The organism is Sporosarcina sp. (genome assembly GCF_029257255.1).
In the GTDB taxonomy this organism is placed as follows: Bacteria; Bacillota; Bacilli; order Bacillales_A; family Planococcaceae; genus Sporosarcina.
This window is the reverse complement of record NZ_JARICI010000049.1, coordinates 37,075-63,014: the sequence shown is the minus strand read 5'-3', so window position 1 is coordinate 63,014 and position 25,940 is coordinate 37,075. Positions and strand designations below refer to the sequence as shown.

The 25,940-nt window shown below is 43.7% G+C and carries 28 protein-coding genes; all 28 read right to left on the bottom strand.

Annotated elements, in window-relative coordinates; all coding sequences use genetic code 11:
* Window positions 1–28: 28 nt before the first annotated feature.
* A complete protein-coding gene (locus Q1J64_RS10265) occupies window positions 29–637 on the bottom strand; it encodes a MotE family protein (RefSeq protein WP_301108965.1) in 609 nt (202 codons plus the stop codon).
* 1 nt (window position 638) lies between these two features.
* Window positions 639–1,091 (bottom strand): flagellar export protein FliJ, encoded by a 453-nt coding sequence (gene fliJ, locus Q1J64_RS10260; protein ID WP_301108964.1) that lies wholly within the window; start codon window positions 1,089–1,091, stop codon window positions 639–641.
* On the bottom strand, window positions 1,088–2,422 hold the full coding sequence (gene fliI / locus Q1J64_RS10255; protein WP_301108963.1) for a flagellar protein export ATPase FliI: 1,335 nt from the start codon (window positions 2,420–2,422) through the stop codon (window positions 1,088–1,090). The genes fliJ and fliI overlap by 4 nt, the downstream gene beginning before the upstream one ends.
* A 2-nt stretch (window positions 2,423–2,424) precedes the next feature.
* Window positions 2,425–3,201, bottom strand: coding sequence for a flagellar assembly protein FliH (gene fliH / locus Q1J64_RS10250; protein ID WP_301108962.1), 777 nt, complete (start codon window positions 3,199–3,201; stop codon window positions 2,425–2,427).
* The gene (fliG, locus tag Q1J64_RS10245; RefSeq protein WP_301108961.1) at window positions 3,194–4,207 is read right to left on the bottom strand and encodes a flagellar motor switch protein FliG; all 1,014 of its coding nucleotides are present in this window, start codon (window positions 4,205–4,207) and stop codon (window positions 3,194–3,196) included. The genes fliH and fliG overlap by 8 nt, the downstream gene beginning before the upstream one ends.
* 14 nt (window positions 4,208–4,221) lie before the next feature.
* Window positions 4,222–5,814, bottom strand: a complete 1,593-nt coding sequence (gene fliF / locus Q1J64_RS10240; RefSeq protein ID WP_301108960.1) for a flagellar basal-body MS-ring/collar protein FliF — start codon at window positions 5,812–5,814, stop codon at window positions 4,222–4,224.
* A 62-nt stretch (window positions 5,815–5,876) separates the two neighbouring features.
* A complete protein-coding gene (gene fliE / locus Q1J64_RS10235) occupies window positions 5,877–6,185 on the bottom strand; it encodes a flagellar hook-basal body complex protein FliE (RefSeq protein ID WP_301108959.1) in 309 nt (102 codons plus the stop codon).
* Window positions 6,186–6,218: 33 nt separating this feature from the next.
* Window positions 6,219–6,680, bottom strand: a complete 462-nt coding sequence (gene flgC, locus Q1J64_RS10230; protein WP_301108958.1) for a flagellar basal body rod protein FlgC — start codon at window positions 6,678–6,680, stop codon at window positions 6,219–6,221.
* A 2-nt stretch (window positions 6,681–6,682) separates the two neighbouring features.
* Window positions 6,683–7,072 carry a flagellar basal body rod protein FlgB gene (gene flgB, locus Q1J64_RS10225; RefSeq protein ID WP_301108957.1) on the bottom strand — a complete coding sequence of 130 codons (390 nt, stop codon included), beginning with the start codon at window positions 7,070–7,072 and terminating at the stop codon, window positions 6,683–6,685.
* A 465-nt stretch (window positions 7,073–7,537) separates the two neighbouring features.
* Complete coding sequence (codY, locus tag Q1J64_RS10220; protein WP_301108956.1) at window positions 7,538–8,314, bottom strand: GTP-sensing pleiotropic transcriptional regulator CodY; 777 nt, start codon at window positions 8,312–8,314, stop codon at window positions 7,538–7,540.
* Between the two features lie 85 nt (window positions 8,315–8,399).
* A complete protein-coding gene (gene hslU, locus Q1J64_RS10215) occupies window positions 8,400–9,788 on the bottom strand; it encodes an ATP-dependent protease ATPase subunit HslU (protein ID WP_301108976.1) in 1,389 nt (462 codons plus the stop codon).
* A gap of 6 nt (window positions 9,789–9,794) precedes the next feature.
* Entirely contained in the window at window positions 9,795–10,331 is a 537-nt protein-coding gene (gene hslV, locus Q1J64_RS10210) for an ATP-dependent protease subunit HslV (protein WP_301108955.1), read from the bottom strand.
* Between the two features lie 11 nt (window positions 10,332–10,342).
* Window positions 10,343–11,242 carry a tyrosine recombinase gene (locus Q1J64_RS10205; RefSeq protein WP_301108954.1) on the bottom strand — a complete coding sequence of 300 codons (900 nt, stop codon included), beginning with the start codon at window positions 11,240–11,242 and terminating at the stop codon, window positions 10,343–10,345.
* A gap of 309 nt (window positions 11,243–11,551) precedes the next feature.
* Window positions 11,552–12,862, bottom strand: a complete 1,311-nt coding sequence (gene trmFO / locus Q1J64_RS10200) for an FADH(2)-oxidizing methylenetetrahydrofolate--tRNA-(uracil(54)-C(5))-methyltransferase TrmFO (protein ID WP_301108953.1) — start codon at window positions 12,860–12,862, stop codon at window positions 11,552–11,554.
* A 27-nt stretch (window positions 12,863–12,889) separates the two neighbouring features.
* On the bottom strand, window positions 12,890–14,965 hold the full coding sequence (gene topA, locus Q1J64_RS10195) for a type I DNA topoisomerase (RefSeq protein WP_301108952.1): 2,076 nt from the start codon (window positions 14,963–14,965) through the stop codon (window positions 12,890–12,892).
* A 126-nt stretch (window positions 14,966–15,091) separates the two neighbouring features.
* The gene (gene dprA, locus Q1J64_RS10190) at window positions 15,092–15,970 is read right to left on the bottom strand and encodes a DNA-processing protein DprA (protein WP_301108951.1); all 879 of its coding nucleotides are present in this window, start codon (window positions 15,968–15,970) and stop codon (window positions 15,092–15,094) included.
* A gap of 76 nt (window positions 15,971–16,046) precedes the next feature.
* On the bottom strand, window positions 16,047–16,949 hold the full coding sequence (gene sucD / locus Q1J64_RS10185; protein WP_301108950.1) for a succinate--CoA ligase subunit alpha: 903 nt from the start codon (window positions 16,947–16,949) through the stop codon (window positions 16,047–16,049).
* A gap of 18 nt (window positions 16,950–16,967) precedes the next feature.
* Window positions 16,968–18,128 carry an ADP-forming succinate--CoA ligase subunit beta gene (gene sucC / locus Q1J64_RS10180; protein ID WP_301108949.1) on the bottom strand — a complete coding sequence of 387 codons (1,161 nt, stop codon included), beginning with the start codon at window positions 18,126–18,128 and terminating at the stop codon, window positions 16,968–16,970.
* A gap of 105 nt (window positions 18,129–18,233) precedes the next feature.
* Entirely contained in the window at window positions 18,234–18,521 is a 288-nt protein-coding gene (locus Q1J64_RS10175) for an EscU/YscU/HrcU family type III secretion system export apparatus switch protein (protein ID WP_301108948.1), read from the bottom strand.
* The gene (locus Q1J64_RS10170; protein ID WP_301108947.1) at window positions 18,518–20,602 is read right to left on the bottom strand and encodes a TP0910 N-terminal domain-containing protein; all 2,085 of its coding nucleotides are present in this window, start codon (window positions 20,600–20,602) and stop codon (window positions 18,518–18,520) included. The genes Q1J64_RS10175 and Q1J64_RS10170 overlap by 4 nt, the downstream gene beginning before the upstream one ends.
* Window positions 20,599–21,372: a ribonuclease HII gene (gene rnhB / locus Q1J64_RS10165; RefSeq protein ID WP_301108946.1), complete on the bottom strand. Its 774-nt coding sequence runs from the start codon at window positions 21,370–21,372 to the stop codon at window positions 20,599–20,601. Before rnhB ends, Q1J64_RS10170 begins: the two co-directional genes overlap by 4 nt.
* A gap of 117 nt (window positions 21,373–21,489) precedes the next feature.
* Window positions 21,490–22,344: a ribosome biogenesis GTPase YlqF gene (gene ylqF / locus Q1J64_RS10160; protein ID WP_301108945.1), complete on the bottom strand. Its 855-nt coding sequence runs from the start codon at window positions 22,342–22,344 to the stop codon at window positions 21,490–21,492.
* An 18-nt stretch (window positions 22,345–22,362) separates the two neighbouring features.
* The gene (gene lepB, locus Q1J64_RS10155; RefSeq protein ID WP_301108944.1) at window positions 22,363–22,926 is read right to left on the bottom strand and encodes a signal peptidase I; all 564 of its coding nucleotides are present in this window, start codon (window positions 22,924–22,926) and stop codon (window positions 22,363–22,365) included.
* Window positions 22,927–23,033: 107 nt separating this feature from the next.
* Entirely contained in the window at window positions 23,034–23,378 is a 345-nt protein-coding gene (rplS, locus tag Q1J64_RS10150; RefSeq protein ID WP_153720454.1) for a 50S ribosomal protein L19, read from the bottom strand.
* Between the two features lie 126 nt (window positions 23,379–23,504).
* Entirely contained in the window at window positions 23,505–24,242 is a 738-nt protein-coding gene (gene trmD, locus Q1J64_RS10145; protein ID WP_301108975.1) for a tRNA (guanosine(37)-N1)-methyltransferase TrmD, read from the bottom strand.
* Window positions 24,242–24,757 (bottom strand): ribosome maturation factor RimM, encoded by a 516-nt coding sequence (gene rimM / locus Q1J64_RS10140; RefSeq protein ID WP_301108943.1) that lies wholly within the window; start codon window positions 24,755–24,757, stop codon window positions 24,242–24,244. Before rimM ends, trmD begins: the two co-directional genes overlap by 1 nt.
* Before the next feature lie 577 nt (window positions 24,758–25,334).
* Window positions 25,335–25,568, bottom strand: coding sequence for a KH domain-containing protein (locus tag Q1J64_RS10135; RefSeq protein ID WP_009765535.1), 234 nt, complete (start codon window positions 25,566–25,568; stop codon window positions 25,335–25,337).
* A 15-nt stretch (window positions 25,569–25,583) separates the two neighbouring features.
* On the bottom strand, window positions 25,584–25,856 hold the full coding sequence (rpsP, locus tag Q1J64_RS10130; RefSeq protein ID WP_153720456.1) for a 30S ribosomal protein S16: 273 nt from the start codon (window positions 25,854–25,856) through the stop codon (window positions 25,584–25,586).
* Between the last annotated feature and the right edge of the window lie 84 nt (window positions 25,857–25,940).

Below are 25,940 nucleotides of genomic sequence, written 5' to 3'. Positions count from 1 at the left end.
TTTTTCACCTCCCTCAATTACTATTATACTACTTTGTAAGCATAGTTGTATATTTCGCCGCTTCTTCTGGGGACATTTTCTCAAGTATCGCTGCCAAAGTCGCAGGTTTTAGACTGGATAAAATCTGTACCGCTTCTGCATCGCCCATTTTTGTAATGACAGGGGCTGCCGATTTAGCTGACATTTGCTCATAAGTTGTTATAATTTCTTTAAAGTCACGCTTCGTTTCACTTTGCGCGAGCTTCAGTTTCTCAATTTCTTCATTTAGCTTCTCTTTTTCGATCTCTAACGTTTCATTGGAATCTTTCACTTTCGTCAGCTCATCCTGCACTTCGAACAGTTGCGCTTCTTTTTCCTGAATTTCAGCCTGCAGAGAAATGACGCGTTCTTCCAAGATTAAATCGCCTTCCGCTTGTTCGTCAGGTGCTTTCTCTTCAAGAAATGGTACTTTCGAAGTCCATTCTTTAGCCTGGTCAAAGACGTTGACGTCCGCGACTTTCGCAATAATCAAAACGACGGCCGTTGTGAACATGAGAGGAATGATAATCCAAGCTAATAAAATCTGAAAAAAACCAGCGGACCCCTTCTCTTGCACTTCTACAGATTCTACTTCTTTTTTCTTCTTAGCTTTTGCCACTTTACCACCTGTCTTCTTTTGAGCGAAATTTCATCGTGGCCAGTTCGTCAATTCGATTTGCCTCCGCATGTTCCATTTCGGCATCATATTGTTGTTTATTTATTTCTCTCATTTTTTCAAACTTCTTCACTTCAATATTCTTTTCCAGCAGCTGTGACTCATACCAGCTCATTTTAGAACGGGATTTCATCACTTCTTGCTGGATCTGGTCAATTTTCACATCGAGAGTGCCAATAAAGCGTGAGTAATGATGCAAATCGTCGATAGAGAAACCTGTGCTCATTCGCTGTTGCTGTTCCTCTAATGTGTCTTCCTTCTTTTTCAGCTGATCATACAGCTCCCTTGCCACTTCTTCAAATTGCTCAATGGCTTCTTTATAAGCCATTTCCGTTTCATCACGCTCTTGTTCTCGCAATGTCAGCACTTTTTCAAATCGGTAGCGGTAAGAAGTCATATGTTGCCTCCTCCTCCAGAAGCCAAAGCGATCATTTCATTCACTGTATCTTCGAGCTGTATATTATCTTTATAGCTCTGCTTCAAAAAGTTTGTAATGATTGGTTCATATTCAATCGCTTCATCAATTTCTTTCGATGTCCCTTTTTTATAAGCACCGATGTTAATCAAGTCTTCCGATTTGTCATATGTGTAGTAAAGCTCCCGCAGTTTTTCTGCTGCTTTGACGTGTTCAGGATCTGCAATGTGATTCATCAGACGACTGACACTTTTCAATACATTGATCGCTGGATACTGACCTTTATTAGCTAGGGTTCGGTCGAGCACAATATGTCCGTCCAAAATCCCTCGTACTGCATCCGCAATCGGTTCATTCATATCATCACCGTCAACTAACACGGTATAAAACGCAGTAATCGCACCTTGTTCATTGGTGCCTGTCCGTTCTAGAAGCTTGGGCAAGATAGCAAATACGGACGGTGTGTACCCTCTCGTTGCAGGGGGTTCACCGACAGCAAGACCGATTTCCCTTTGTGCCATTGCGACACGGGTTACGGAATCCATCATCAGCATGACACGCATACCACGGTCTCTGAAGTACTCAGCAATCGCAGTTGCTGTAAAGGCTCCTTTGATCCGCATCAACGCGGGCTGGTCTGACGTAGCTGCAACAACAATCGTTTTCTTCATGCCTTCGGGCCCAAGATCGCGGTCAATAAACTCCCGAACTTCCCTGCCCCGCTCTCCGATTAACGCAATAATATTGATATCAGCTTCTGTATTGCGGGCTATCATTCCGAGCAACGTACTTTTACCAACTCCGGAACCGGCGAAGATCCCGACACGCTGCCCGTTTCCTACTGTAAGCATTCCGTCAATTGCTTTAACGCCGACCGCCAATTTATCATTAATAGTCGGACGGGTCAGCACATTCGGCGGGCTATTTTCCGTCCGGACAGTCGCCAGTCCTTTTGGCAACACACTGTGGTCAATAGGATTTCCCATCGAATCCAGCACCTTGCCGATCAAGTTCATGCCCACTTTTACTTCAAGCGGCTTGCCTAGCGATTCTACTAAGCAGCCGCTGGAAATGTTACTGATATCCGTGTAAGGCATAAGCATGACGATTTCTTCTCGGAAACCGACTACTTCTGCTTTAATAATAGCCCTGCCTGCATCCGGCACATTCAAATGAATTAAACATACATCTCCAATAGAAGATTCCGGTCCCTGTGACTCAATCAGTAAACCGACTACCCGAATAACCCGGCCATATTTTTTCATCGTATTAATATTAGGAATGATTCGAATTAAATCTTCTGCTTTTCTCAAAATTACACACCACTTTCCATAATTTCGACAAGCTGCTCCTTCAGTTCATTCAATTGTTCATCGACACTTACCACAATGCGTCCAGAATTAGTTTCGACAAAACAATCCGTTGCATCGAAGTCTTCGTTGACAAAAATCATAAATGGCGTTTCAGGAGGGAAGATCGAAGCCAATTCGGCCCGGCTGGCTGTCACCATTTTAAAATGCTCGGTTGGGACATACAGTTTAATTTCTTTCATTTCCTGTGCTTCTTTTATGCCTTTTCTAACGATGGATAGATACGCTTCTTCATCATCTTCCATCGTCTTATTAATAATTTGCTCAGCTGAACGAATCGCAATATCGAGAATGACCCGCTCCTGATTGATTAAATACTGCGTAGCATTCTGATATGACAAAGTTGTCGTTTCATTCGCAGCTTCGATCGTTTCCTGCATATCAGACTGTGCCTTATTGCGCCCATCCTCAAATCCTGCTTGAAACCCTTCGTCATACGCCTGTTGCTGCAACTGTTCTTTTTCTTCAGCCCACGCTGCACGCATCGTTTCAATATCCGCTGCTGCATTTTCCATGCGTTGCTGAATGTCTGCATTTACCATGGCGCTGCGTTGCTCCATCTCCTGCAGCATACGACTCCGTTCAGCAAACATTGCACCTGTATTTACAGGCGTTTCAGCAAGAGTCTGATCCGGTAGCGGCGGCTGCAGACTGCGGATTGAAATTTCTTTTGCGCCGCTTTGGTTCACTACTGTACGATCTGAACGAAACAGATTAGACAATGATGTCATCTCCTCCGCCGCGAGCAATAATAATCTCACCCGCATCTTCCAGTCGACGAATAATGCCAACGATTCTTGACTGTGCTTCTTCTACATCACGCAATCTGACAGGCCCCATGATTTCCATTTCTTCCTGGAAAGATTCAGCCATTCGCTGCGACATGTTTTTAAATAGAATATCTTTTACTTCTTCACTGGATACTTTCATCGACAAAATGAGGTCTTCATTTTCACATTCGCGAACCACGCGCTGAATCGAACGGTTATCCAATGTAATAATATCTTCGAAGACAAACATTCTCTTGCGGATCTCTTCTGCCAGTTCCGGATCTTGTATTTCGAGTGCATCGAGAATCGTTTTCTCTGTCGCACGGTCTACTCCGTTCAGCACTTCGACAACCGCGTCAACTCCGCCCGTTTCTGTGAAGTCCTGTGTAACTGTCGAAGAAAGTTTACGTTCAAGAACCGCTTCAATTTCACTGATTACTTCAGGTGAAGTAGATTCCATAGTCGCAATACGCTTAGCTATGTCAGCCTGCATTTCTTGTGGAAGCGAAGAAAGGATCAATCCTGCCTGCTCTGCCTCCAAATAGGAAAGGATAAGCGCAATCGTTTGCGGATGTTCATTTTGAATAAAGTTTAAAATCTGCGACGGTTCTGCACGTCTGGCAAAGTCAAACGGCCGTACTTGCAGTGAAGACGTCAGACGGTTAATCACTGCCTGTGCATGCTCTTTACCGAGTGCCTTCTCAAGTATTGTTTTCGCGTAGCCGATTCCACCCTGTGAAATATAATCTTGTGCCAGTGCAATGTTATGGAATTCTTCAATAATCTCTTCTTTCACTGAAGAATCGACCTTTTTCACGCCCGATATTTCTAATGTCAAGCGCTCAATCTCATCTTCGTTCAAGTGCTTATAAACCGCTGCTGAGACTTCAGGCCCCAGAGAGATGAGAAGTAAGGCAGCCTTTTGTTTGCCGGACATATCTTTATCTTTCTTTACCAACTTGCATCCCTCCGTTACTCCTCAGCAATCCACGTTCTCAATAGCTTGGCAAACTCTTCTGGTTTATCTTTCGCCATTTTCTCGAGTTGTTTTCTGCGTGCTGTTGCTTCTGTCTCTTGTTCCAGATTAATATCATCCACTTGGATTGCATCAAGTTGCTGCTCCAATACAAGTTCATCTTCCATCTCCGCTTCACGGCGTCGCTTACGCAGGAATAGTACGAGAACTACGATCAATGCCAGCAGCAGTACGCCGCCAATTACGTATGCCCACCAAGGAATAACCGTTTTCGGCTCATCAAACAGAACGTTCTTACCTTTTAGCGGCTGTACAGACACAGCGATCTTTTCAGCAAGCAGTTCATCTGTCAGCTCACCTGCTGCTTCCTTATCCAACGAAGTCCGGATAATGGTTTCCAGAATCTGTTCTACATCCTGCTGAACTTCAGGCGCCAATGAAGTCGGATCATCCGCTGTTGGCGGCTCAATCATTACTTGGATGCCTAGATCGCGGATTTTATAAGGACTTTCTATAATATCTTTACTAATACGGTTTACTTCATTATTAATGGTTTCTTCGAGACGCTCATAATCACCGTTGCCCATATCACCTTCTACATAGGTTGTACGGTTATCAGTCGGATCTTCAGCTTCAGGTGTTCCGCCAACCGCCGGATTCGTTCCCGAAAACGATTCGGTAATCCGCTGTACACTTAAAGCGATTCCTTCCATATTCTCTTCATCAACCGGTGTTACCAGATCTTCTTTTCGTTTTTCCACTTTAAAGTCAATATCAGTCGTAACTGAAACAACTACTTTATCCTGTCCCATCATGGTACCGAGCATCATCTGCACTTGTCTCTGCAAGTCGCGCTCTATCGTTTTCTTTAGGCCCATTTGATCTGTAACACTCTGACCGTAAGAGTTTTCTGAACCCTTTAAATCAAAGTACTCAAAATACTGGTTCTGAATGACGATATTATCATTAGATAAGTTCGGTAAGCTTTTGGAAACCAAATTATATAAAGATGCAATCTGCTGATCCGAGAAGTTTTGACCCGGATTAGTCTTCAGCATAATCGCTGCACTTGCTTCCTGCGTGGAATCATTGACGAAAATACCTTCTGTTGGCAACGTCAGCATGACTTTCGCATCCTTAATACCTTCTATACCCTTTATTAAGTTCGCTAATTCTGTCTGCATAGCAGCCAATTTGATCATATTGAATTCATTATCCGTCGTTCCGAATCCTGCATTATCAGAGAAGAAGGAGTAATCAATAAGACCAGAGTCCGGAAATCCTTCAGCAGCCAATGAAACACGAAGCGAATCCAGCTGTTTTTCAGGCACCGCAATAGCAGTTCCCCCTGGCTGGACAACATACGAAACACCCTGCCCGTCCAATACTTCTTTAATGCGGCCTATTTCAGAAGGCGAGACTTCTGAATAAAGCGTGACATATGTAGTTCTTGATAGGAACACTGTTAAAAAAATGGCCAATGCAATGACACTGGCAGCTGTAGAAATATATGTGATTTTTTGTTTTTTGGAGCGACTTCCCCAGAACTCCTTAAGATCCGCTCTGAGCTTTGTGAATCTTTCTTTCATTCTAATCCCCCGGTCAGCCTAACTAGGCAAATTTTCACGTCTGCCTAGTGTAACTCGTTCTGTTAGACAGGCATTCTGATGATTTCTTGGTATGCTTCCACTACTTTATTCCGCATTTCAACAGTTGCATTCAGTGCAATACTCGCTTTTTGAGCAGAGATCATGACATTATGCAAATCAACGTCTTCTCCCTTAATCAACTTCGTCGTCAGCGTATCTGAAGTTTGTTGCGCTTGGTCAACCTTATGAATTGCTTCATTCAGCATGGCAGAGAAATTTTGCTGCGCTTCGAATGGGGTTTTTTGAGTCCGGACTTCAGCTGGCTGAACCAGTGTAGTCGGTAAAGCGCTTGTAATTGATTGAATCGGCATCGATTTCACTCCTTCTATATACGTTTCTATCCGTTATCTTCCTATTTCTAACGCTTTCATCAGCATCGATTTATTGGCATTGAGTACTGTGACGTTCGCTTCATAAGATCGAGTTGCAGACATCAGGTCAATCATTTCACGTAGAGGATCCACATTCGGCATCTGGACATAGCCTTCTTCGTTCGCATCTGGATGAGTCGGATCAAATACAAGCTTGAAAGGTGTTTCTCGGTCCTCTTTCACTCTTGTCACTGCGACTCCGTTGCCCGCACCCCCGTGAGAATGAACGCCTTTAGCTGCCTGCAGAAACGAAGCGAATTGCCCTTCTTTAGGCTGAAGCGTCACCGTTTTTCTGCGGTATGGCTCCCATTCGCCATTTACTTGCTTTGCTCGTGTAGAATCGACATTCGCCATATTGGATGAAACGACATCCATTCGAAGCCGCTGTGCAGTCAAGGCTGAAGAAGAGGTATTTAGACTATGAAATATACTCAAGATCAGCGCCCTCCTTTAATGACATTTTGTAGCGTATTAAACTTGCCGTTCAATCGTTCAATTAAAGCAGAGTTATAAATTTGATTGGCAGCTAAATCTGCCTGTTCTTTATCCATATCGACTCCATTGCGGTCCTGTCGATAACGAAGATTAGATAAATCAAATGTTTTACTTCCTGAAGAACTGGTAAAATCAATATGCCGTACATCAGTTTTGTAAGCTTCAAATGCTTTACTCTTTTCTCCGGAAAACACTTCCTGAAAGTTAACAGATTTCGCTTTATACTTAGGCGTATCAACATTCGCTATATTTTGCGATATAGCTTTCCCTTTGGCAGACGAGTAGTCCAGTCCTTTTTCAAGCAAATTGATAGTACTGCCGTATATATTCAATGCCATGCCTCCCTTTCTTAATACAGTCTCGTTTTCTACAAAATTCTACATAAGACTACTAAATTCTAACTAGCTCTATTACTTTATATATATATTAATGTGTATTCTTGTTTTATCTATTAGTCTATTGTAGCGGATTATAATGTTTATTGTCCAATCAAATCTTAACTTTCTCCTAGTACTAATGTACCCTTTTGCCGTTTTCGAACTATTCAGCTTAATTTTCTCGTTACTTTGTATTAAAAAACGCACTTTCTTCCTATGCTTATTTAGGTCTAGAAACGAACTTTTCTCTTTCATGACAAATTTCGCATTCTATTTATTTCACCTTTTAGATTAACACAATTAGCGAACTGTATCTTATGCATCTATGTCAAATTAGGTAATTTTATCTATTTTAACTTGAAAATCCTAATTTATTATTACACATAAAAAAACGCCGCTTTAAAGAAGCGGCGCTCTTTTTTATGAATTATGCTTTTCTAATTCAGACAAAAACTTGTCATTCAATACTTTGATATACGTCCCTTTCATTCCAAGAGAACGTGACTCGATTACGCCTGCACTTTCTAATTTACGTAGTGCGTTTACGATTACAGAACGAGTGATTCCTACACGATCTGCAATTTTAGAAGCTACTAGCAAGCCTTCATTTCCGTCTAGCTCTTTAAAAATGTGCTCGATCGCTTCATGCTCACTGTATGACAGAGAGTTGATCGCCATCTGAACAACCGCTTTACTGCGTGCTTCATGCTCAATCTCTTCTGATTTCTCTCGCAAGATTTCCATGCCGACTACTGTAGCGCCGTACTCAGCAAGAATCAAATCGTCTTCTTTAAAACTTTCTTTTAGTCTCGCCAGGATCAATGTTCCTAAACGTTCTCCGCCACCAATTATCGGAACGATCGTAGTCAGACCATCTTTGAATAACTCTTTATTCTCTACAGGGAATACTGTATATTCACTATCGATATCGATATTAGGTGATGTTTCCTGAATTTCGAATAAATGATTTGTATATTCTTCAGGAAATTTGCGATCCTCAAACATTTTCTTCATTCGGTCATTTTCAATCTGGTGATGTACTTCCAGACCAAGCAATTTACCTTTCCGGCTGACGATGAACGCATTACAATCGATGACATCGCTCAGTTCCTCTGCCATCTCTTTAAAATTGACTGGGCCACCAGCGCCTTCTTGTAACATTGCATTAATTTTTCTCGTTTTTACTAATAAACTCATTTCAATAGTTCCTCCTTAAATTCTCTGTTGACTATATTGAATATTCTAAAGGTTTTTAATCATTAAATAAACCATAAAGCCTTATTTACAAAATAAAATGTGACAAATCTTTGTTTTTAACGATTCCGTCTAATTTTTCATCTACATAAGCGGGTGTAATCTTTATGGAAGCAGGCCCTATGTCCGCCGCCTCGAATGAAAGATCCTCCAAAAGTTTTTCCAATATGGTATGCAGTCTTCTCGCACCGATATTTTCTGTTTCATTGTTTACTTCAAATGCAATTTCCGCAATTTTACTGATTGCTTCGTCTGTAAATTCAATTTCAACTTCTTCGGTAGACAGTAACCGTTCATATTGACGCAGCAGTGAAAAATCTGGCTCTCGGAGTATACGCTCAAAATCGACCTTTGTCAATTTATCCAATTCTACGCGGATTGGAAAGCGTCCCTGGAGTTCCGGAATGATGTCTGAAGGCTTTGACATATGGAAAGCGCCCGCCGCTATGAATAAAATATAATCTGTTTTGACAGCTCCATATTTTGTTGAGACCGTCGAACCTTCAACAATCGGCAGGATGTCACGCTGCACACCTTCACGCGATACTTCACCTGAAGTTTGTTGATTGCCGCTCGTAATTTTATCCATCTCGTCCAAGAAGATGATACCTGCCTGTTCGGTCAGTTCGATGCCTTTGCGTGCCACTTCGTCCTGATCGATCAATTTATCGGCCTCTTCAGCCTCTAACACCACACGTGCATCTTTCACTTTCATTCGGCGCTTGTTCTTTTTCTTTGGCATCAATGAAGATAGAGCGTCCTGCATGCCTGACATCTGCTCCATGCCGGAACCTTGCAGTGCATCAAATAGAGATGGCTGCTGCGCTGTTACTTCTACCGTGACCATTTGTTCTTCTGCCTGACGATTTTTCAGAAGTTCTGCAACCTCTGAGCGTTTCCTTTTAATTTCAGTTCGTTCTTCAGGATTCTCTTCTTCCTGCTGCTCTTTTTGTCCAAAGAACATCTCAAACGGATTCTGTCCGCTGCTTTTCTTTTTCACTTCCGGAACCAACAGTTTGACCAGGCGCTCTTCTGCCAGTTTTTGTGCTTGCTCTTTCACAGCTTCTCGCATATCTTCCTTCACCATACGAATCCCGACTTCTGTCAGATCCCGGACCATCGATTCTACATCGCGGCCAACATAGCCGACTTCCGTAAATTTTGTCGCTTCCACTTTAACAAACGGTGCATGGATCAGCTTGGCGATTCGACGCGCGATTTCTGTTTTACCTACACCTGTCGGACCGATCATTAGGATGTTTTTCGGAATGACTTCTTCCTGCTCTTCCGCCGACAGCTGCATACGTCGATACCGATTGCGCATCGCGACAGCTACTGCTTTTTTCGCTTTTTCCTGTCCAACGATAAATCGATTTAAATAAGCCGTAAGTTCTTTAGGCGTCATTTCTGATTTCATTACCAATCAAAGCACCTCCACGATGATCTCATGATTTGTATAGACGCAAATATCAGCTGCCGTCTCCAATGAAGCTTTTGCAATTTGCTGTGCTGTTAAACCGCTGCTGTATTTTTTCAAAGCTCTTCCTGCAGACAGCGCATAGTTGCCGCCTGACCCAATAGCTAAAATCCCGTCGTCTGGTTCAATAACTTCGCCGGTTCCAGAAACAAGCAGCAAAGTTTTCTTATCCATAACGAGCAGCATCGCCTCTAGTTTGCGTAATATCCGATCGCCTCGCCACTCTTTTGCCAGTTCTACAGAAGCTCTTTGTAGATTGCCGTCATACTCCATCAATTTCGCTTCAAATAAATCGAATAAAGTAAATGCATCGGCTACAGATCCCGCGAAGCCTGCAAGCACTTGTCCATTGAATAATCTACGGACCTTTCTTGCTGTGTGCTTCATGACGACTGCATTCCCCATCGTCACCTGTCCGTCACCAGACATGGCACATTGTCCTTCATGGTGTATCGCAAAAATCGTTGTGGCATGGAATTCCATTCAATCTCCTCCTAAGCACGCGGATGCGTCTGTAAATAGGTTTGACGTAAATGTTCATTCGTAATATGCGTGTACACTTGTGTGGATGATAAATGACGGTGACCGAGAAGTTCCTGCACACTGCGAAGATCAGCACCTGCTGAGAGTAAATGTGTTGCAAAGGTGTGCCTGATCATATGCGGCGTTATTTTCGTATGAAGAGCCGCACGTTCCATCAAATCATTCAAAATGTAGCGAACACCTCGTTCCGTCAGTGGATCGCCCCGTAAATTTACAAATAACAACGAATGCTTCTTTTGTTTCATAAGCCGCGTTCTACTTGTATCCATATATTTTTCAAGAGCCTCTTCAGCATAACTGCCATACGGAACAAAGCGTTCTCTGCGACCTTTCCCCATTACTTTCACTATCCCTAAGTATTGGTCAATATCCTGAATTTCAATCGTCACAAGTTCACCTACCCGAATACCCGTGGCGTAAAGAAGCTCCAGCAGCGCCCGGTCACGCAATGAATGAGCATCTTCACCTTCTGTCACATCGAACAATTTCTGCAGTTCCTGTTCATAAAAAAAAGCAGGCAGGCGTTCTTCTTTTTTGGGATGAAACAATAAACGAAATGCCTGATCTTGAATACCGTAACGTGCGTTCGTAAATTTGAAAAAGGATCGAATCGAAGAAATCTTTCGCGATATCGTCGTTCTCGCCAGCGACCTGTCATACAACCTCGTGACATACAGCCTGGCTGCTGGGTACTGAACATCATTCAACTTGTCGATATGTTCCGCTTCTAAGAATACTAGAAATTCCCGAAGATCGTTTTCATATTCCGCAACAGTGTAAGACGAATAGTTCTTTTCCAAGCGAATATACGATACATATTCATCTGCCAGTTCTTTTATTTCAGGAACCATTTTCTTCACCCCGTGCTAATGATATGTCGTAGGAAGTTTTGAAGATTCTAAAGATTCTTGAATGTATATAGTTTGGAATTTATAATGAAATCCAAATGTTCTCCATGAAACACTATACATTAGCAAGGATTTTTGGGCAACATAGAAAACTGAGTCAACGTCAGTTATTCCCTAAAAACTCTTATTTGACACATAATGTTCAAAATGCTTCAATGTCAAACTACTTTTTCTTACGTACAAGACGTCTATATCCTAATTTAGTTGCACTAAACAAAAAACCTTACCCCAAAAATAAGGGTAAGGCAGAACTTAAATTTCAGTCGTTTCTATAAATTCCTTCAATGTTTCGAGGGCACGGTTTGCGTTTTTTTCTGCCCGTTCCGCTTTCGTCTTGAAGCGCCGTTCTAAATCAGGGAACAATCCGAAGTTAATATTCATAGGTTGAAAGTTATTTGGATCAGCTTCCGTAATATAGCGGGACATGCTACCGAGAGCCGTTTCTTTCGGTAAACGAATTGGCTTTTTGCCTTTCGCCAAATGTGCAGCATTGATTCCTGCGATTAAACCTGAACCAGCTGATTCCACATATCCTTCCACGCCTGTCATTTGACCGGCAAAGAAAATTGTTGGCTGTGACTTTAACTGATAAGTACAGTTCAGCACTCTCGGTGAGTTAATGAACGTGTTACGGTGCATGACGCCATACCGGACGATTTCGACATTTTCCAATCCTGGAATGAGCTGCAGCACTTCTTTTTGTGCGCCCCATTTCAAGTGAGTCTGGAAACCGACGAGGTTATAGAGCGTTCCTGCCGCATTATCCTGACGTAGCTGAACAACTGCTCTAGGAAGTTTTCCTGTTTTCGGATCCTCGAGGCCAACCGGTTTCAACGGACCAAACAGCATCGTTTTCACTCCGCGCTTAGCCATCACTTCAATCGGCATACAGCCTTCAAAGTACATTTCTTTCTCAAAATCTTTTAACGGAGCAACTTCAGCAGAAATGAGTGCCTGATAAAAACGGTCAAACTCTTCCGCATTCATCGGGCAGTTCAGATAAGCTGCTTCCCCTTTGTCATAGCGTGATTTCAAATAGACTTTATCCATATCTATCGAATCACTTTCCACGATTGGAGCTGCCGCATCATAGAAGTATAAATAATCTTCCCCTGTCAGCTGGCGGATTTCATCTGCTAGTGCAGGTGATGTAAGCGGTCCGGAAGCGATAATCGTAATGCCTTCCGGTAATTTCGTCACTTCTTCATTAATGATTTCAATGTTCGGGTGATTGCGGATCTGCTCAGTGACATTTCCCGCAAACTCATGCCGGTCAACCGCCAGTGCACCACCGGCAGGAACTGCACACTTATCTGCCGCTTGGATGATCAATGAATTCAGCTGACGCATCTCTTCTTTGATCACACCGACTGCATTCGTTAAATTATTCGCCCGCAATGAATTGCTGCAAACTAACTCTGCAAATTTATCTGTATGGTGGGCCGGCGTCTGTTTGACCGGACGCATCTCGAATAATTTCACTTGAATTCCTCGATTGGCCAACTGCCAGGCCGCTTCACTGCCTGCCAGACCTGCACCGATTACATTTACAGTTTGCGTCATTTCAATCCCTCTTCCTCGTTTTGCTCATTAGCCCTGTGGCTGTTCTTTATAGTCACATTCCGTACATTGAATCTGTACGCCTTTTTTCAAACGTTTTTCTACGAGCGTATGTTGACACTTCGGACATGGGCGCGCAATTGGTTTATCCCATGAAACGTAATCGCACTCTGGATAACGGTCACAGCCAAAGAATATTCTCTTCGTTTTACTTTTGCGTTCAACGACTTCGCCTTCTTTACACTTCGGACACGTCACGCCAATTGGTTTAACGATCGCTTTCGTGTTCCGGCAATCAGGGAAGTTAGAACAGGCCATGAATTTTCCGTAACGTCCCATTTTATAAACCATCGGAGATCCACACTTCTCGCAGTCTTCTCCAGCGGGTTCATCTTTAATTTCAATTTTCTCCATTTCAGCGTCTGCGACTTCTACATGCTTCTCGAAGTCCTGATAAAAGTCGTCGATGACTTTCCGCCATTCGATACTGCCTTCTTCTACATGGTCCAGACTCTTTTCCATCTCAGCAGTAAATTCAATATCAATAATATCAGGGAAATATTGATCGACTGCCTGATGCACAATGCCGCCGAGTTCAGTTGGAATGAAACGCTTGGCGTCCAATGTGACATAGCCGCGTTTTTGAATGGTATCCAACGTGGGTGCGAATGTGGAAGGTCGCCCTATACCCAGTTCTTCCAGCGTTTTTACTAGTCTCGCTTCAGAATAGCGCGGAGGCGGCTGAGTAAAGTGCTGTTTCGGATCGACTTCCGCATATTTGACTCGCTCACCTTCATCAAGCGGTGGCAGAATGTTTTCTTTTTCTTCCTGCTGATCGTCGTCGCCTTCGATATAAACTTTCATGAAACCCGGAAACTTCACTTGAGAACCGGAGGCTCTGAAACGAATATCACCATTCAGGAAATCCGCAGTTACGGTATCTAGAATTGCAGGCGCCATCTGGCTCGCAACAAATCGTTCCCAAATCAATTTATATAATCGGTGCTGATCGCGTGATAAGAACGCTTTCATCGCTTCAGGCGGCCGCATTGCTGAAGTCGGACGTACTGCTTCGTGTGCGTCCTGTGTTTTAGCGCTAGCTTTCGCTTTACGGGTCGTCGTGGAAATGAATTCCTCACCATACATCGTCTGAATGAACGACTTTACTTCATCTTTCGCTGTATCAGAAATTCGTGTAGAATCCGTACGCATATAGGTAATTAACCCGACAGTACCTTCTTTACCGATTGCAATTCCTTCATATAATTGCTGGGCAAGCATCATCGTTTTCTTCGCTCGGAAGTTCAACTTACGCGCTGCTTCCTGCTGAAGAGAGGATGTGGTAAACGGCAGTGCGGGATTACGCTTGCGTTCTTTCTTCACGACTTTAGCTACTTCAAACTCATCAGTTTCAAGCGCATTGACGATTTTTTCTACTTGCTCTTGATTCGTCAGCTTCACTTTTTCTTTTGCATCTCCGTAAAAAGCAGCTTCGAATGTCTTATCGCCTTTTTCAAACTGTGCAGTGATGCTCCAGTATTCTTCCGGCTCGAATGCATTAATTTCATTTTCACGGTCAATAATCAAGCGTAATGCAACTGACTGAACACGTCCTGCTGACAATCCCTTTTTCACTTTTTTCCATAGGATCGGGCTAATATTATAACCAACCAATCTGTCAAGAATCCGTCTTGCCTGCTGTGCATCCACCAGATTCATATTAATCGGACGTGGATTTTTAAAAGATTCTTTAATTGCGTCCTTGGTAATTTCATTGAAAACTACTCGGCAGTCTGATTCGATATCGACACCGAGCTGATGTGATAAGTGCCATGCAATTGCTTCCCCTTCGCGATCCGGGTCAGCCGCGAGAAATATTTTCTTTGCTTTTTTTGCTTCTTTTTTCAAATCTTGAAGTATTGGTCCTTTACCACGGATCGTAATATACTTCGGTTCATAATTATTTTCCGTATCTACACCCATTTGACTTCGGGGTAAATCGCGTAAATGACCAAGTGAAGCGCTGACTTTATATTTCTTGCCTAAGTAACGTTCAATGGTTTTTGCTTTAGCTGGTGACTCAACAATAACTAAGTAATCCGCCATCTATTTCCCTCCTCAGAGAGATTTCTTTTATATTTATTCATCAAAAGAATATCTGTTGCAAAATGTATAACAGTTTTCATTATAATGCAACCTTTTAAACATTTTGCTCTCGCACTATATGGCAAATCACTTCAATGAATCAATAATTTGAAAGCCGCTCCACAATGGCTTGGCACCTTCATCTAACAGCTTATTCGGACCCGCTGATAACGGGCAGTCAATCGCTCCCGGCACAGCGAAAATTTCTTTTCCGTGATCCAGTGCATGTTCTACTGTACTCATCGTTCCGCTCCGTTCAACAGACTCTGTTACAACGATTGCGTTAGATAATCCGCTGATGATTCGATTGCGCATGGGGAACGTCCATTTTGCCGGTAGAATATAAGGAGGATACTCTGTCAGCAACAGATGATTGTCAGCTATTTCCTGTGCAATTTTCTCATTTTTCTTCGGATACATATGAGAGAAACCATGCCCCAGCACAGCGATAGTATCCCCTCCGTATTCCATGGCTGCCTGATGCGCCATCGTATCTGCACCCGCTGCCAACCCGGAGACGATCGGAATCTCTTCCGCAACGAGCGGCGGCACAATAAAATTAAGCGCTTTCTTCGTATACGATGTAGCTTTTCTTGAGCCGATGATACCAACCTTAAGCGACTTTCCCAATAAAATCCGGTTACCTTTGACATATAGGACAGCCGGTGGATCGCAAAGTTCAGTCAGCTCTTTCGGGTAGTCTGGGTGGCCGTACGGAATAGGGATGATGCCCGTCTTCTGCAGTAATTCAACCAGGGGAAGCTGCGCTACTTCTCTGTATTGCCCTTGTAATTGGTACGCTTTATCTTCATTTATGCCAAGTATTTGTTGCAAGTAGATAGCAGAATAAGCCGAAAAATCTTCAAGAAGCGGATTTTCCAGCAGTAACCTCTTGTAACGGTTGTACGGAACGGGGTGAATATAATGAAGGAAAATTAATTGTTTTTGCTGATCTGTAAATTGCATAGTGTTCTCCTTTATTCGACACTACAAGCAAAGTACGAAAAAAGGTGCAGCGAATTTCTTCGCTGCACCTTTCATATTACTTTGTTTTACATTTTTCGTACAGACCTTTTTCCTTCAGAACTTTAATAAGCGTTTCACCAATAACAGATGGCGTCTCTGCTACTTGGATGTCTGCCGCTTGTAAAGCTTTAATCTTTTCAGCTGCTGTTCCCTTACCGCCTGAAATGATCGCGCCCGCGTGACCCATACGCTTACCTTCAGGGGCAGTTTGACCGCCGATGAAGCCGACAACTGGTTTAGTCATATTTTCTTTGACCCACTCAGCCGCTTCTTCTTCAGCTGTTCCGCCGATTTCACCGATCATCACAACTGCATATGTTTCGGGATCTTCATTGAATGCCTTTAATACATCAATAAAGTTCGTACCGTTGACAGGATCTCCGCCGATTCCGACAGCTGTCGTCTGGCCGATCCCTTCCTGCGTCAACTGGTGCACAGCTTCATATGTCAGTGTACCTGAACGTGATACAACGCCGACATGGCCTTTTGTATGAATATAGCCAGGCATGATGCCGATTTTTGTTTCATCCGCAGTGATAACGCCAGGGCAGTTTGGACCAATTAAACGAGTCTTTTTGCCTTCCATGTAACGCTTCACTTTAATCATATCGAGAACAGGAATGTGCTCTGTAATACAGATCGTCATATCCATTTCTGCATCAACAGCTTCCATGATCGCATCTGCTGCATAAGGAGCCGGCACATAAATGATGGAGACTGTTGCGCCTGTAGCTTTCACGGCTTCATCAACTGTGTCAAAGACAGGAACGCCTTCGGCTGTTTGGCCGCCCTTGCCCGGTGTAACGCCGCCGACAATCTTTGTACCATATTCCAACATCTGTTGCGTATGGAACAGGGCAGTGGAACCTGTAATTCCTTGTACAATTACTTTGGTGTCTTTATCTACATAAATACTCATGATTTGTACCTGCCTTTCTTATCCTATCAACTCAACGATTTTTTTCGCGCCTTCAGCCATTGAATCCGCAGCAACAACATTGATACCGGATTCTTTAAGCAAAGCTTTCCCGCGTTCTACATTTGTACCTTCCAGACGAACAACAAGCGGAACCTGAAGCTCTACTTCTTTTGCAGCTTCAATAACACCTTCAGCAATCACATCACACTTCATGATGCCGCCGAAAATATTAACGAAAATGCCTTTTACATTCGGATCAGATAAAATGATCTTGAATGCACCGGCCACTTTTTCTTTTTTCGCGCCGCCCCCAACGTCAAGGAAGTTAGCGGGTTCGCCGCCGTAATAATTAATCGTATCCATTGTCGCCATCGCAAGACCCGCACCATTGACCATACATCCAATATTTCCGTCAAGGGAAATATAGCTTAAGTCAAAAGTAGAAGCTTCGATTTCTTTTGGATCCTCTTCATCAAAGTCACGAAGTTCAACGATGTCTTTATGACGGAACGTTGCGTTATCGTCAAAATTGAATTTCGCATCCAACGCAAGTACTCTCTCGTCTTTCGTTACGACAAGCGGATTAATTTCTACTATTGACGCATCTTTTTCACTGAAGACTTTATATAGACCTAAGAATAGGCTGACTGCTTTGTTAATCAGTTTGCTCGGAATTTCCATATTAAATGCCATACGACGAGCCTGGAAAGGAGCTAATCCAACAACCGGATCAATGATTTCATAAAAGATTTTTTCCGGATTCTTTTCTGCGACTTCTTCGATTTCTACTCCGCCTTCTGCAGATCCCATCAATGTTACGCGATCTGTTGCACGGTCAACGACAAGGCCGATGTAGAATTCCTGTTCAATGTCAATTCCTTCTTCAACAAGAAGACGTTTCACTTCTTGACCTTCAGGACCTGTTTGGTGTGTAACTAGTTGTTTTCCAATCAAGTCTGCCGCTACCGCACGGACTTCATCAAGGTTCTTAACGATTTTTACGCCGCCTGCTTTTCCTCGACCGCCCGCATGAATTTGAGCTTTTACCACGATAGGCACTGTTCCTAATTCTTTTGCAACCGCCACAGCTTCCTTAGGCGAGAATGCAACACGACCATTCGAAACAGCGACACCGTACTCTCTCAATAGCTGCTTCCCTTGATATTCATGGATGTTCATAAATACTGCCTCCATTCGATTTGCAACTGCAATATTCAACTACTTCATTATTGTAAACAAACCGTCACATATTGTCCATGGATGTCTATTGCGATGTCGAATCCTCTATTTTTTAACGCTTCTGCTTTCCTTGTCGAGACGGTAAATATAGGCAAATACTTCAGATACAGCCTGATAGAGTTCTTCAGGAATTGTTTCATTGACATTCAGCTGACCCAACAATTCCAATAAACTCGGATCCTCCTGTACAGGCACATCATGTTCTTTTGCCCGTTCCAGTATATTTTCCGCGATCATTCCTTTACCTTTAGCAATGACTTTTGGAGCGTCGGATACTTCAGGATCATAGGAAAGCGCAACAGCTTCTTTTCGTTTATAACGTTCTTCTTTCATATCCGGTAATCCACTCCTCTTTCATCAATATAAGAAGGAGCGACAGGTTTTTTCACGCTCTGCTGTGATTCAGTGAAAGTTTTGAATGAAACGCCTGAAAGTTTATATCCGACATTTTCCAATCCCTCTTTCAGCACCGTCTGGAAGGACTGTCCTGTCGTCCGCAGCGATTCCTGTTCATTGAAAATTGTCAGATTGACGACTTTATTCTGTACATGCATGTCGACTAGCGTTGTCGAAAGCGACTCCAGGTCCAAATAAAATAGAATTCTGGCGAATGCCGGATCAATCTGGCCGTTTTCTTTCATTCGGCCGTTCCACTGCAACGTCGCATCTATTTTCTTGCCGAATAAATCCAGCGGTACTTGCATGATGATCTGCTGCTGAACACTTGTATCAGCAGTCTGGATAACCGTTCCGTTCATTCGAAGAACCATTGTTTCCGCTGCATCTCTAAGTGGCGGAGACAGGGTTGGGTCCTGCAACAGATTAAGCAGCTGTGGTTTCAGCGTGTTAGCCATATTTGCAACCGGCTCCTTGCTGTTCAGTAACGCTTCGTAGTTGAAGCCGAGCGAACTTAGGACACTCTGCATAGCTTCTTTCATGACAGGGCCGCTCATTGCCTGTGACAACTGCATTTCAGCCGTCTGCAACATCTGTTTGACTTGCACACTGCCTGATTTCTCTGCTGATAGAATTAATGTTCGTAATGCTTCATCAGCTTGTTCCGGTGGCAGAGAAACGAGTGACATGAGTGCCTGCTGTGCTTCTTTAGCGATGACTGGCTGAGTTGCCGGATTTGTAGTTACTGCGGTTTGTGCAGTAGCCTGGCTACTTGTTTGTTGCAGCAGTGCTTTGCTGAATTGTTCAATAAAAGCGATTTTCACACTTTCCGTCATTGGCTGCTGCGCGAATTGATTGACGACATTTTGCAGTGCCGTTTTCATCTGTTCAGGCAAGGCAGGACTATTTTGAATCTGCTGGGAAATGTTTTGCATAATGGCTTTTGCGTTTTGTTGTTCTCCTACCGGCACCTGCGTAAGTTGTCCAAGCATCGTCTGAAGGGCTTTTACAGAAACGAGCGGGCTTTCCACCTGCATCCGTGGGACTGCGCTCTGCTTCATTACCGGAGCAGAAGGTTGAGGTTGAGTATTCATTGCAGCGGGCGGTTTGTTCGCTGCCAACAGGCTCTCTGCGGTCTGCTGAGTGACATTTTGAAGCTGGGCTGTATTCTGCGGCTGGACAGGTGTCCCTTTGCCATCTGCCGTCTGTGACACTAACTGCGCCAAAACCTGTGGCAAATTAGCGAGCGACGTACGGGCAGGCAGAATCCCTGCACTTTTCAATAACTGCAGTGCGGCAAATTGGTCTCCTTTACTTGCTTGCGGATTCAAAAGTTGTGATATCGTCTGGCTAAGCAGTTCCTTGCCGACCGCTTGACTCGCGGGGTTTGATACGGCCTGTAGTGTACTAAGCAAAGCCTCACGAACCGCCGGCGGGAGATTGTTTTCGTTTTGTACAGCGGTCTGAAGTGCCGTCAAATTCTGTGTAATCGTACCGTTTTGCGCTTGTAGCAGTGATTGGAAAACGGCTTGTGTAAAAGGTAGCCGTGCATTCGCGATTTTCCCGAGTGCCACGAGCGCTTCTGCCTTCATGCCTTCCGGGACAGATTTAAGCAGATTGGCCGCATCTATAATATTCTCTTTCGTCATGGGGATCTTCTGTTTGATGATGGCTGCCAGCAATTCTTTCATTTCCTGGGTTTTCGGTAAATTAAGCGACTCCATTAATTGTGTTAACTGACCCGTCTGTGCTTCCGCTCCTCGCATGGGTCCGGCAATGACCTGCAACTTCACTTCCGGCTCTGTGCCGTTCACTTTAAAGTAATACGTATCACCAGCCTGCATTGGCACTTCGAGTTTGGCAAACAGCTGGTGGCTTCCAACCTGTATCTGTGCCATCTGGCCTGGGAAAAGTTGCTGTACTTTCCCATGAATCATTTGACCTTCTTTCAGTGTCAGCGGCTGTGATTCTGTTGCCGTGATTTTCGTCGATGAAATGGATAATGAATTTAAATTCATATATGATCACTCCACATTGTTTTAATTGGTTCAAACGTTTTCCGATGATGTATGCAAAAGCCATGTGTTTCAAGCCCTTTAAGATGCTGAGCCGTTCCATATCCGGCATTTTCATTGAATCCATACCAAGGGAACTCTTCATGTAATTCTTCCATCAGCTGATCCCTTGTTGTTTTCGCCAAAATCGAGGCCGCTGCGATACACAGGCTTTTTTCATCACCTTTAATAATCGAGTAGACCGGACGGCCGACGGACAGATTCATAGCATCTGCCAGTACTACATCAGGAATGACAGAGAGCTGTCTGACGGCTTCTTCCATCGATTGCTTCGTTGCCTGGTAAATATTCAGCTCATCAATAGCCTGAGCAGACTGGATATGAACTGAATAGGATACTGCCTCTCTTCTGATCAGCTCGGCGAATTGCTGTCTCTGCGCCTTGGATATTTTCTTGGAATCATCCACGCCAACTAAAGCAGAACAATCTTCAGGCAAAATGACTGCCGCCGTAACCACGGGACCGGCGAGCGGCCCCCTCCCCGCTTCGTCAATTCCTGCTATCAGTGTTTTACCAGGCGTTCTGTAGGAATCTTCAAACGCTATCTTTTTCATAAATTCTTCTAGTAATTGCTGCTTTTTTGTATATTGTTTTCTCCATTGCGCGATTGCTAGCTGGACACCTTTACGTTCATCTAGCTGAAGTCCTTCCAGCCACTCATCCGGTTCCTGCAAGTTTTGTAATTGCTCTTTTATTTGTTGAATCGTTGTCATTGTATTCACCTGTCCATCCGCCAAAATTCATCTCTATGTATTATATCGGTTTAAGAATCAATTTTTCGACAAAAAAAGCAACCGTCCGGAAACAGTGTTCCGAGCAGTTACTTATTATCATGCTTGATCTTCGGTGAAATCAAAAGTCAGTTTGCCGACTTGCTGATCACGTATATCCTGAACAATTAAATCAGCTACTCGGTCATAATCAATTTCTGCGCCGGCACTGTATACTTTCCTGCGCTCACCGATCTGATCGAAAATAGCTAGAATATCATCATCGACAGAAGTAATTTGATAACGTTCTTCTAAACGGTCAGGATAGTGTTCCTCTAAGAACTTCAGACCATAAACCGCCAGTTCTTCCATATTGAGAACCGAGTCTTTGATCGCACCGGTTAATGCAAGTTTGAAGCCGGCTTCCGGATCTTCAAATTTGGGCCAGAGCACACCTGGCGTATCCAGCAGTTCTAATTCTTTTTCATACTTGATCCATTGCTGCGCTTTTGTCACGCCCGGTTTATTACCAGTTTTCGCGATATTTTTCTTCGCGAGACGGTTGATTAGTGTGGATTTCCCTACATTCGGGATCCCGACAATCATCGCACGGATAGCACCTGGACGGATTCCACGCTGTTTCATCCGGTCGTATTTAGGCTGCAAAATTTCTTTTGCGGCTTTCATGACCGTCTGCAACCCTTTACCTTCGAATGAATTAATCGCTACTGTACGGGAACCGCGCTCCTCAAAATAGGCAATCCAACGCTTCGTCTGCACTTCGTCAGCCAAATCCATTTTATTCAAAATCAACAATCTTGGTTTTTGCTGAATTAATTCATCGATCATCGGATTTCGGGAAGATAGAGGTAGTCTCGCATCTATCAATTCAAAAACGATATCAACAAGTTTCAGTTTTTCAGATACTTCTCTTCTTGCTTTCGCCATATGGCCTGGAAACCATTGAATAGTCATTCGAATCGTCTCCTTTCGTTATTTCACTATACCGAAATCTTTAATCGGCCAGAATACTACACTCGTGCTGCCGATAATCTCGTCAATTGAAACAGCGCCGATATGTCTTGAGTCTTTACTTTTTCGACGGTTGTCACCCATAACAAATACATGGTCTTCCGGTACTACTTCCGCTTCGATTTGCGGTATATCCTGAAGTGTGAAGTCTTCAGTCAGTGTACCGTCCTGTATTTCTGCTTTATATTTATCAAGATACGGTTCTTCATACGGTTTATCGTTGATGTACAAAACATCATCTTTATATTCCACAGTATCTCCCGGCAATCCGATTACACGCTTAATATAATCTTTTTGTTCAGGCGCATGGAACACAACAATATCAAAGCGATGAGGTTCTCCAATAGTGTAGCCAATTTTATTGACGATCATCCGGTCACCATGTTCCAGTGTCGGCATCATGGAAATACCATCGACGACGATCGGAGTGAATAAAAATATACGGATAATTGCAGCGAGCCCGAACGCAATTAACAGTGCTTTAATCCATTCTAACCCTTCGCTTTTCGTTTTTTTCTCTTCCATCAATCCAGCCTCCTGCCTTGTCTGCTATTATTGTACCGCCAAAATGCTTTAGGCGCAAAAAGAAAGGAGGCCAAATGCAAGGCCTCCTTCGTTTTGTGTTTATCTGATTAGCGGAGTTCTTTAATACGTGCTGCTTTACCGCGTAATTTACGCAAGTAGTACAACTTCGCACGACGAACTTTACCGCGACGAGTTACTTCAATCTTCGCAAGTTTTGGTGTGTGTACAGGGAAAGTACGTTCCACTCCAACACCGTTAGAAATTTTACGGACTGTGAAAGTTTCGCTGATTCCACCACCGCGGCGTTTAATTACAACACCTTCGAATAGCTGGATACGCTCACGAGTACCCTCAATGATTTTTACGTGTAAACGCAATGTATCTCCAGGACGGAAATCAGGGTGTTCAGTACGCAACTGATCTTTTGTAATGTCTGCAATTAGTTTTTGCATGGTTTTCTCTCCTTCTTTTCTGAAGTTCTTGCACGTCTTGCTTTGCAGCGGAACTACAGTAAATAGGTGCTTTTCAAAAAGCACTTCGTAAATCATATCATAAGCATGGGGGCTGTTCAAGTATATTTAGTCTCTTTTTTGCTTCCACTGCTGATAAAGTTTTTGCTGATGTTCTGTTAACGTCGCACTCTCCAATAATTCAGGACGTCTTTCTGCTGTCCGCAAAAACACTTGCTCTTCCCGCCACTTATCAATTTCCGCATGATTGCCTGATAACAGCACTGGCGGCACTTCTAAGCCGTTGAATGAAGCAGGGCGCGTGTACTGCGGATGTTCGAGCATCCCTGTCGAAAACGAATCGTGGACAGCTGACTGATCATTCCCCAGCACCTCCGGCAACAGACGCACGACACTATCAATAATCGCCATGGAAGCCACCTCGCCACCAGTCAAAACAAAATCACCAAGAGAAATTTCATCGGTCACTAGATGTTTCCGAATCCGTTCATCGTAACCTTCATAATGGCCGCAGATGAAAATCAAGTGCTCTTCCTTTGCAAGCTCTTCCGCTTTCTTCTGCGTATAGCGCTCGCCCTGAGGACACATCAAAATAATACGCGGTGTACTTTGAGCCTCACTTGTCAATGCTTCAACTGCAGCAAAAAGTGGTTCCGGCTTCAACACCATACCCGCTCCACCGCCGTATGGATAGTCATCCACTTTTTTATGTTTATTCGTCGAGTACTCACGGAAATCAGTTACTCGGAATGAAGCCGCCTGCTGCTCCTGCGCTTTTTTCATAATCGATGAATGAAGCACACCTTCGAACATGCCAGGAAACAACGTCAATACATCGACATGCATCATGAAAGCAGTCCGTCCATTAATTCAATTTTGACCAACTTCTCGTCAACGTCGATCTCTTTGACGACTTGCTCGATGTACGGAATATAATGTGGCTTGCCTTCTTTAGGGGTAACCGTCCAGACGTCGTTGGCACCTGTTTCAATAATTTCTGTAACTGTGCCGATTTCTTCACCTGTTTCTGTTACTACGCGGCAGCCGATGATTTCGTGGTAGTAGAATTCATTCTCTTCCAGTTCCGTCAGGTCTCTTTCGGATACTTTGACGATGCCGTCGCGGAATTTTTCTACGTCATTGATGTTCGGGTAGCCTTCGAATGTTAACAGGTTGAAGTTTTTATGTTTGCGGTGGCTCGCTACCTTGACCATGACGGGTGTTTTACTTTTCGGCATGAAGATCGCCAGTTCGCTTCCGACTGCAAAGCGTTCATCCGGAAAATCCGTTGTCGCCATGACCCGGACTTCGCCTCTGATTCCGTGCGTATTAACAATCTTTCCCACGTTATACCATTCCATTATTTCGCCTCCGTTTAGAATCCAATTATATTTAAACACTTAGTTAGAATATAGTGTGTGGTTAGGATACCGTTTCCCTGCGTTCCAGGCGGACGCTTTCCGGGGGGGCGTGCGGTGAGCCGCTTCCCTCGCTGCGCTCAGTCCAGGGTCTCACCTGTCACGCTAATCCCCCAGGAGTCGCCGCCTTCCACTCCGGTACACTGGCTTTTTTTCAATACATAGCTAAGTGAGTTCCATTAAATTTCTCTAAATGTAAAAAAACAAGTAATCCTTTTAATAAATAGTATTAATATTTTAAGCAAGAAAATACATAGCAATTTAGATCAGCAACGCATACTAGTACTGCTCGCCATATAGGGATTGGAGCGGCAGGCGGCGACTCGGGGAGGATCAGCCCGACAGGTGAGACGACTTTGGGGAGCTTGCGACCAAGTCGGCTCACCGCGGGCCCTCCCGAACGCGTCCGCCTAGAGCGCAAATCCCCTAACTACACACCCTGCTTACTAACCTACTCTATCCGACCAAAATCCATTTATACGTGCAAAAAAGGAAGGAACCGGGGCTCCTTCCTTTTGGATCAATCCAATATATCCAAATACACTTTTTTGCCGTGGTGGCTGCCTGCTGCTGAGTAAACAATCGTCCGGATCGCTTTTGCCACACGACCTTGCTTTCCGATCACTTTTCCCATATCCTCCGCATTCACTGATAACTGATAAACGACACGCTGTGACTGTTCATCCGCTACCACCTTCACGTCGTCCGGGTAATCGACTAACGGCTTTACAATTGTTTCAATCAGCTGCTTCATGTCCACCCCTCCAAATTACTTGCTGTATTTAGCGTTATGGAATTTTTCCATGATACCTTGCTCTGAGAACAAGTTACGTACTGTATCAGATGGTTTTGCTCCATCTTGAAGCCATTTCAAAGCCAACTCTTCGTTGATCTGAACTGTTGCTGGCTTTGTAAGCGGGTTGTATGTACCCACCTGATCGATTTGACGGCCGTCACGTGGTGCACGTGCATCAGCTACTACAATACGATAAAAAGGAGATTTCTTAGCTCCCATACGTTTTAGACGAATTTTAACTGCCATTTTAATCTACACCTCCGAATAGTTTCACACAAGATAGTATATTATCAAGGTTTTGTTTGTTTGTAAAGTGTTTTTTCTTAACAC

Coding starts and splice junctions, on each gene's coding strand:
- rplS (WP_153720454.1), bottom strand. CDS start 23,378: ATGCAAAAACTAATTGCAGACATTACAAAAGATCAGTTGCGTACTGAA.
- fliF (WP_301108960.1), bottom strand. CDS start 5,814: ATGAAAGAAAGATTCACAAAGCTCAGAGCGGATCTTAAGGAGTTCTGG.
- ylqF (WP_301108945.1), bottom strand. CDS start 22,344: ATGACTATTCAATGGTTTCCAGGCCATATGGCGAAAGCAAGAAGAGAA.
- rnhB (WP_301108946.1), bottom strand. CDS start 21,372: ATGACAACGATTCAACAAATAAAAGAGCAATTACAAAACTTGCAGGAA.
- trmD (WP_301108975.1), bottom strand. CDS start 24,242: ATGCATGTCGATGTATTGACGTTGTTTCCTGGCATGTTCGAAGGTGTG.
- Q1J64_RS10135 (WP_009765535.1), bottom strand. CDS start 25,568: ATGAAGCAGCTGATTGAAACAATTGTAAAGCCGTTAGTCGATTACCCG.
- Q1J64_RS10170 (WP_301108947.1), bottom strand. CDS start 20,602: ATGAATTTAAATTCATTATCCATTTCATCGACGAAAATCACGGCAACA.
- Q1J64_RS10205 (WP_301108954.1), bottom strand. CDS start 11,242: ATGGTTCCTGAAATAAAAGAACTGGCAGATGAATATGTATCGTATATT.
- lepB (WP_301108944.1), bottom strand. CDS start 22,926: ATGGAAGAGAAAAAAACGAAAAGCGAAGGGTTAGAATGGATTAAAGCA.
- topA (WP_301108952.1), bottom strand. CDS start 14,965: ATGGCGGATTACTTAGTTATTGTTGAGTCACCAGCTAAAGCAAAAACC.
- codY (WP_301108956.1), bottom strand. CDS start 8,314: ATGAGTTTATTAGTAAAAACGAGAAAAATTAATGCAATGTTACAAGAA.
- sucC (WP_301108949.1), bottom strand. CDS start 18,128: ATGAACATCCATGAATATCAAGGGAAGCAGCTATTGAGAGAGTACGGT.
- rpsP (WP_153720456.1), bottom strand. CDS start 25,856: ATGGCAGTTAAAATTCGTCTAAAACGTATGGGAGCTAAGAAATCTCCT.
- hslV (WP_301108955.1), bottom strand. CDS start 10,331: ATGGAATTCCATGCCACAACGATTTTTGCGATACACCATGAAGGACAA.
- sucD (WP_301108950.1), bottom strand. CDS start 16,949: ATGAGTATTTATGTAGATAAAGACACCAAAGTAATTGTACAAGGAATT.
- hslU (WP_301108976.1), bottom strand. CDS start 9,788: ATGAAATCAGAAATGACGCCTAAAGAACTTACGGCTTATTTAAATCGA.
- rimM (WP_301108943.1), bottom strand. CDS start 24,757: ATGGAATGGTATAACGTGGGAAAGATTGTTAATACGCACGGAATCAGA.
- fliE (WP_301108959.1), bottom strand. CDS start 6,185: ATGCCGATTCAATCAATTACAAGCGCTTTACCGACTACACTGGTTCAG.
- trmFO (WP_301108953.1), bottom strand. CDS start 12,862: ATGACGCAAACTGTAAATGTAATCGGTGCAGGTCTGGCAGGCAGTGAA.
- Q1J64_RS10175 (WP_301108948.1), bottom strand. CDS start 18,521: ATGAAAGAAGAACGTTATAAACGAAAAGAAGCTGTTGCGCTTTCCTAT.
- dprA (WP_301108951.1), bottom strand. CDS start 15,970: ATGCAATTTACAGATCAGCAAAAACAATTAATTTTCCTTCATTATATT.
- fliJ (WP_301108964.1), bottom strand. CDS start 1,091: ATGACTTCTTACCGCTACCGATTTGAAAAAGTGCTGACATTGCGAGAA.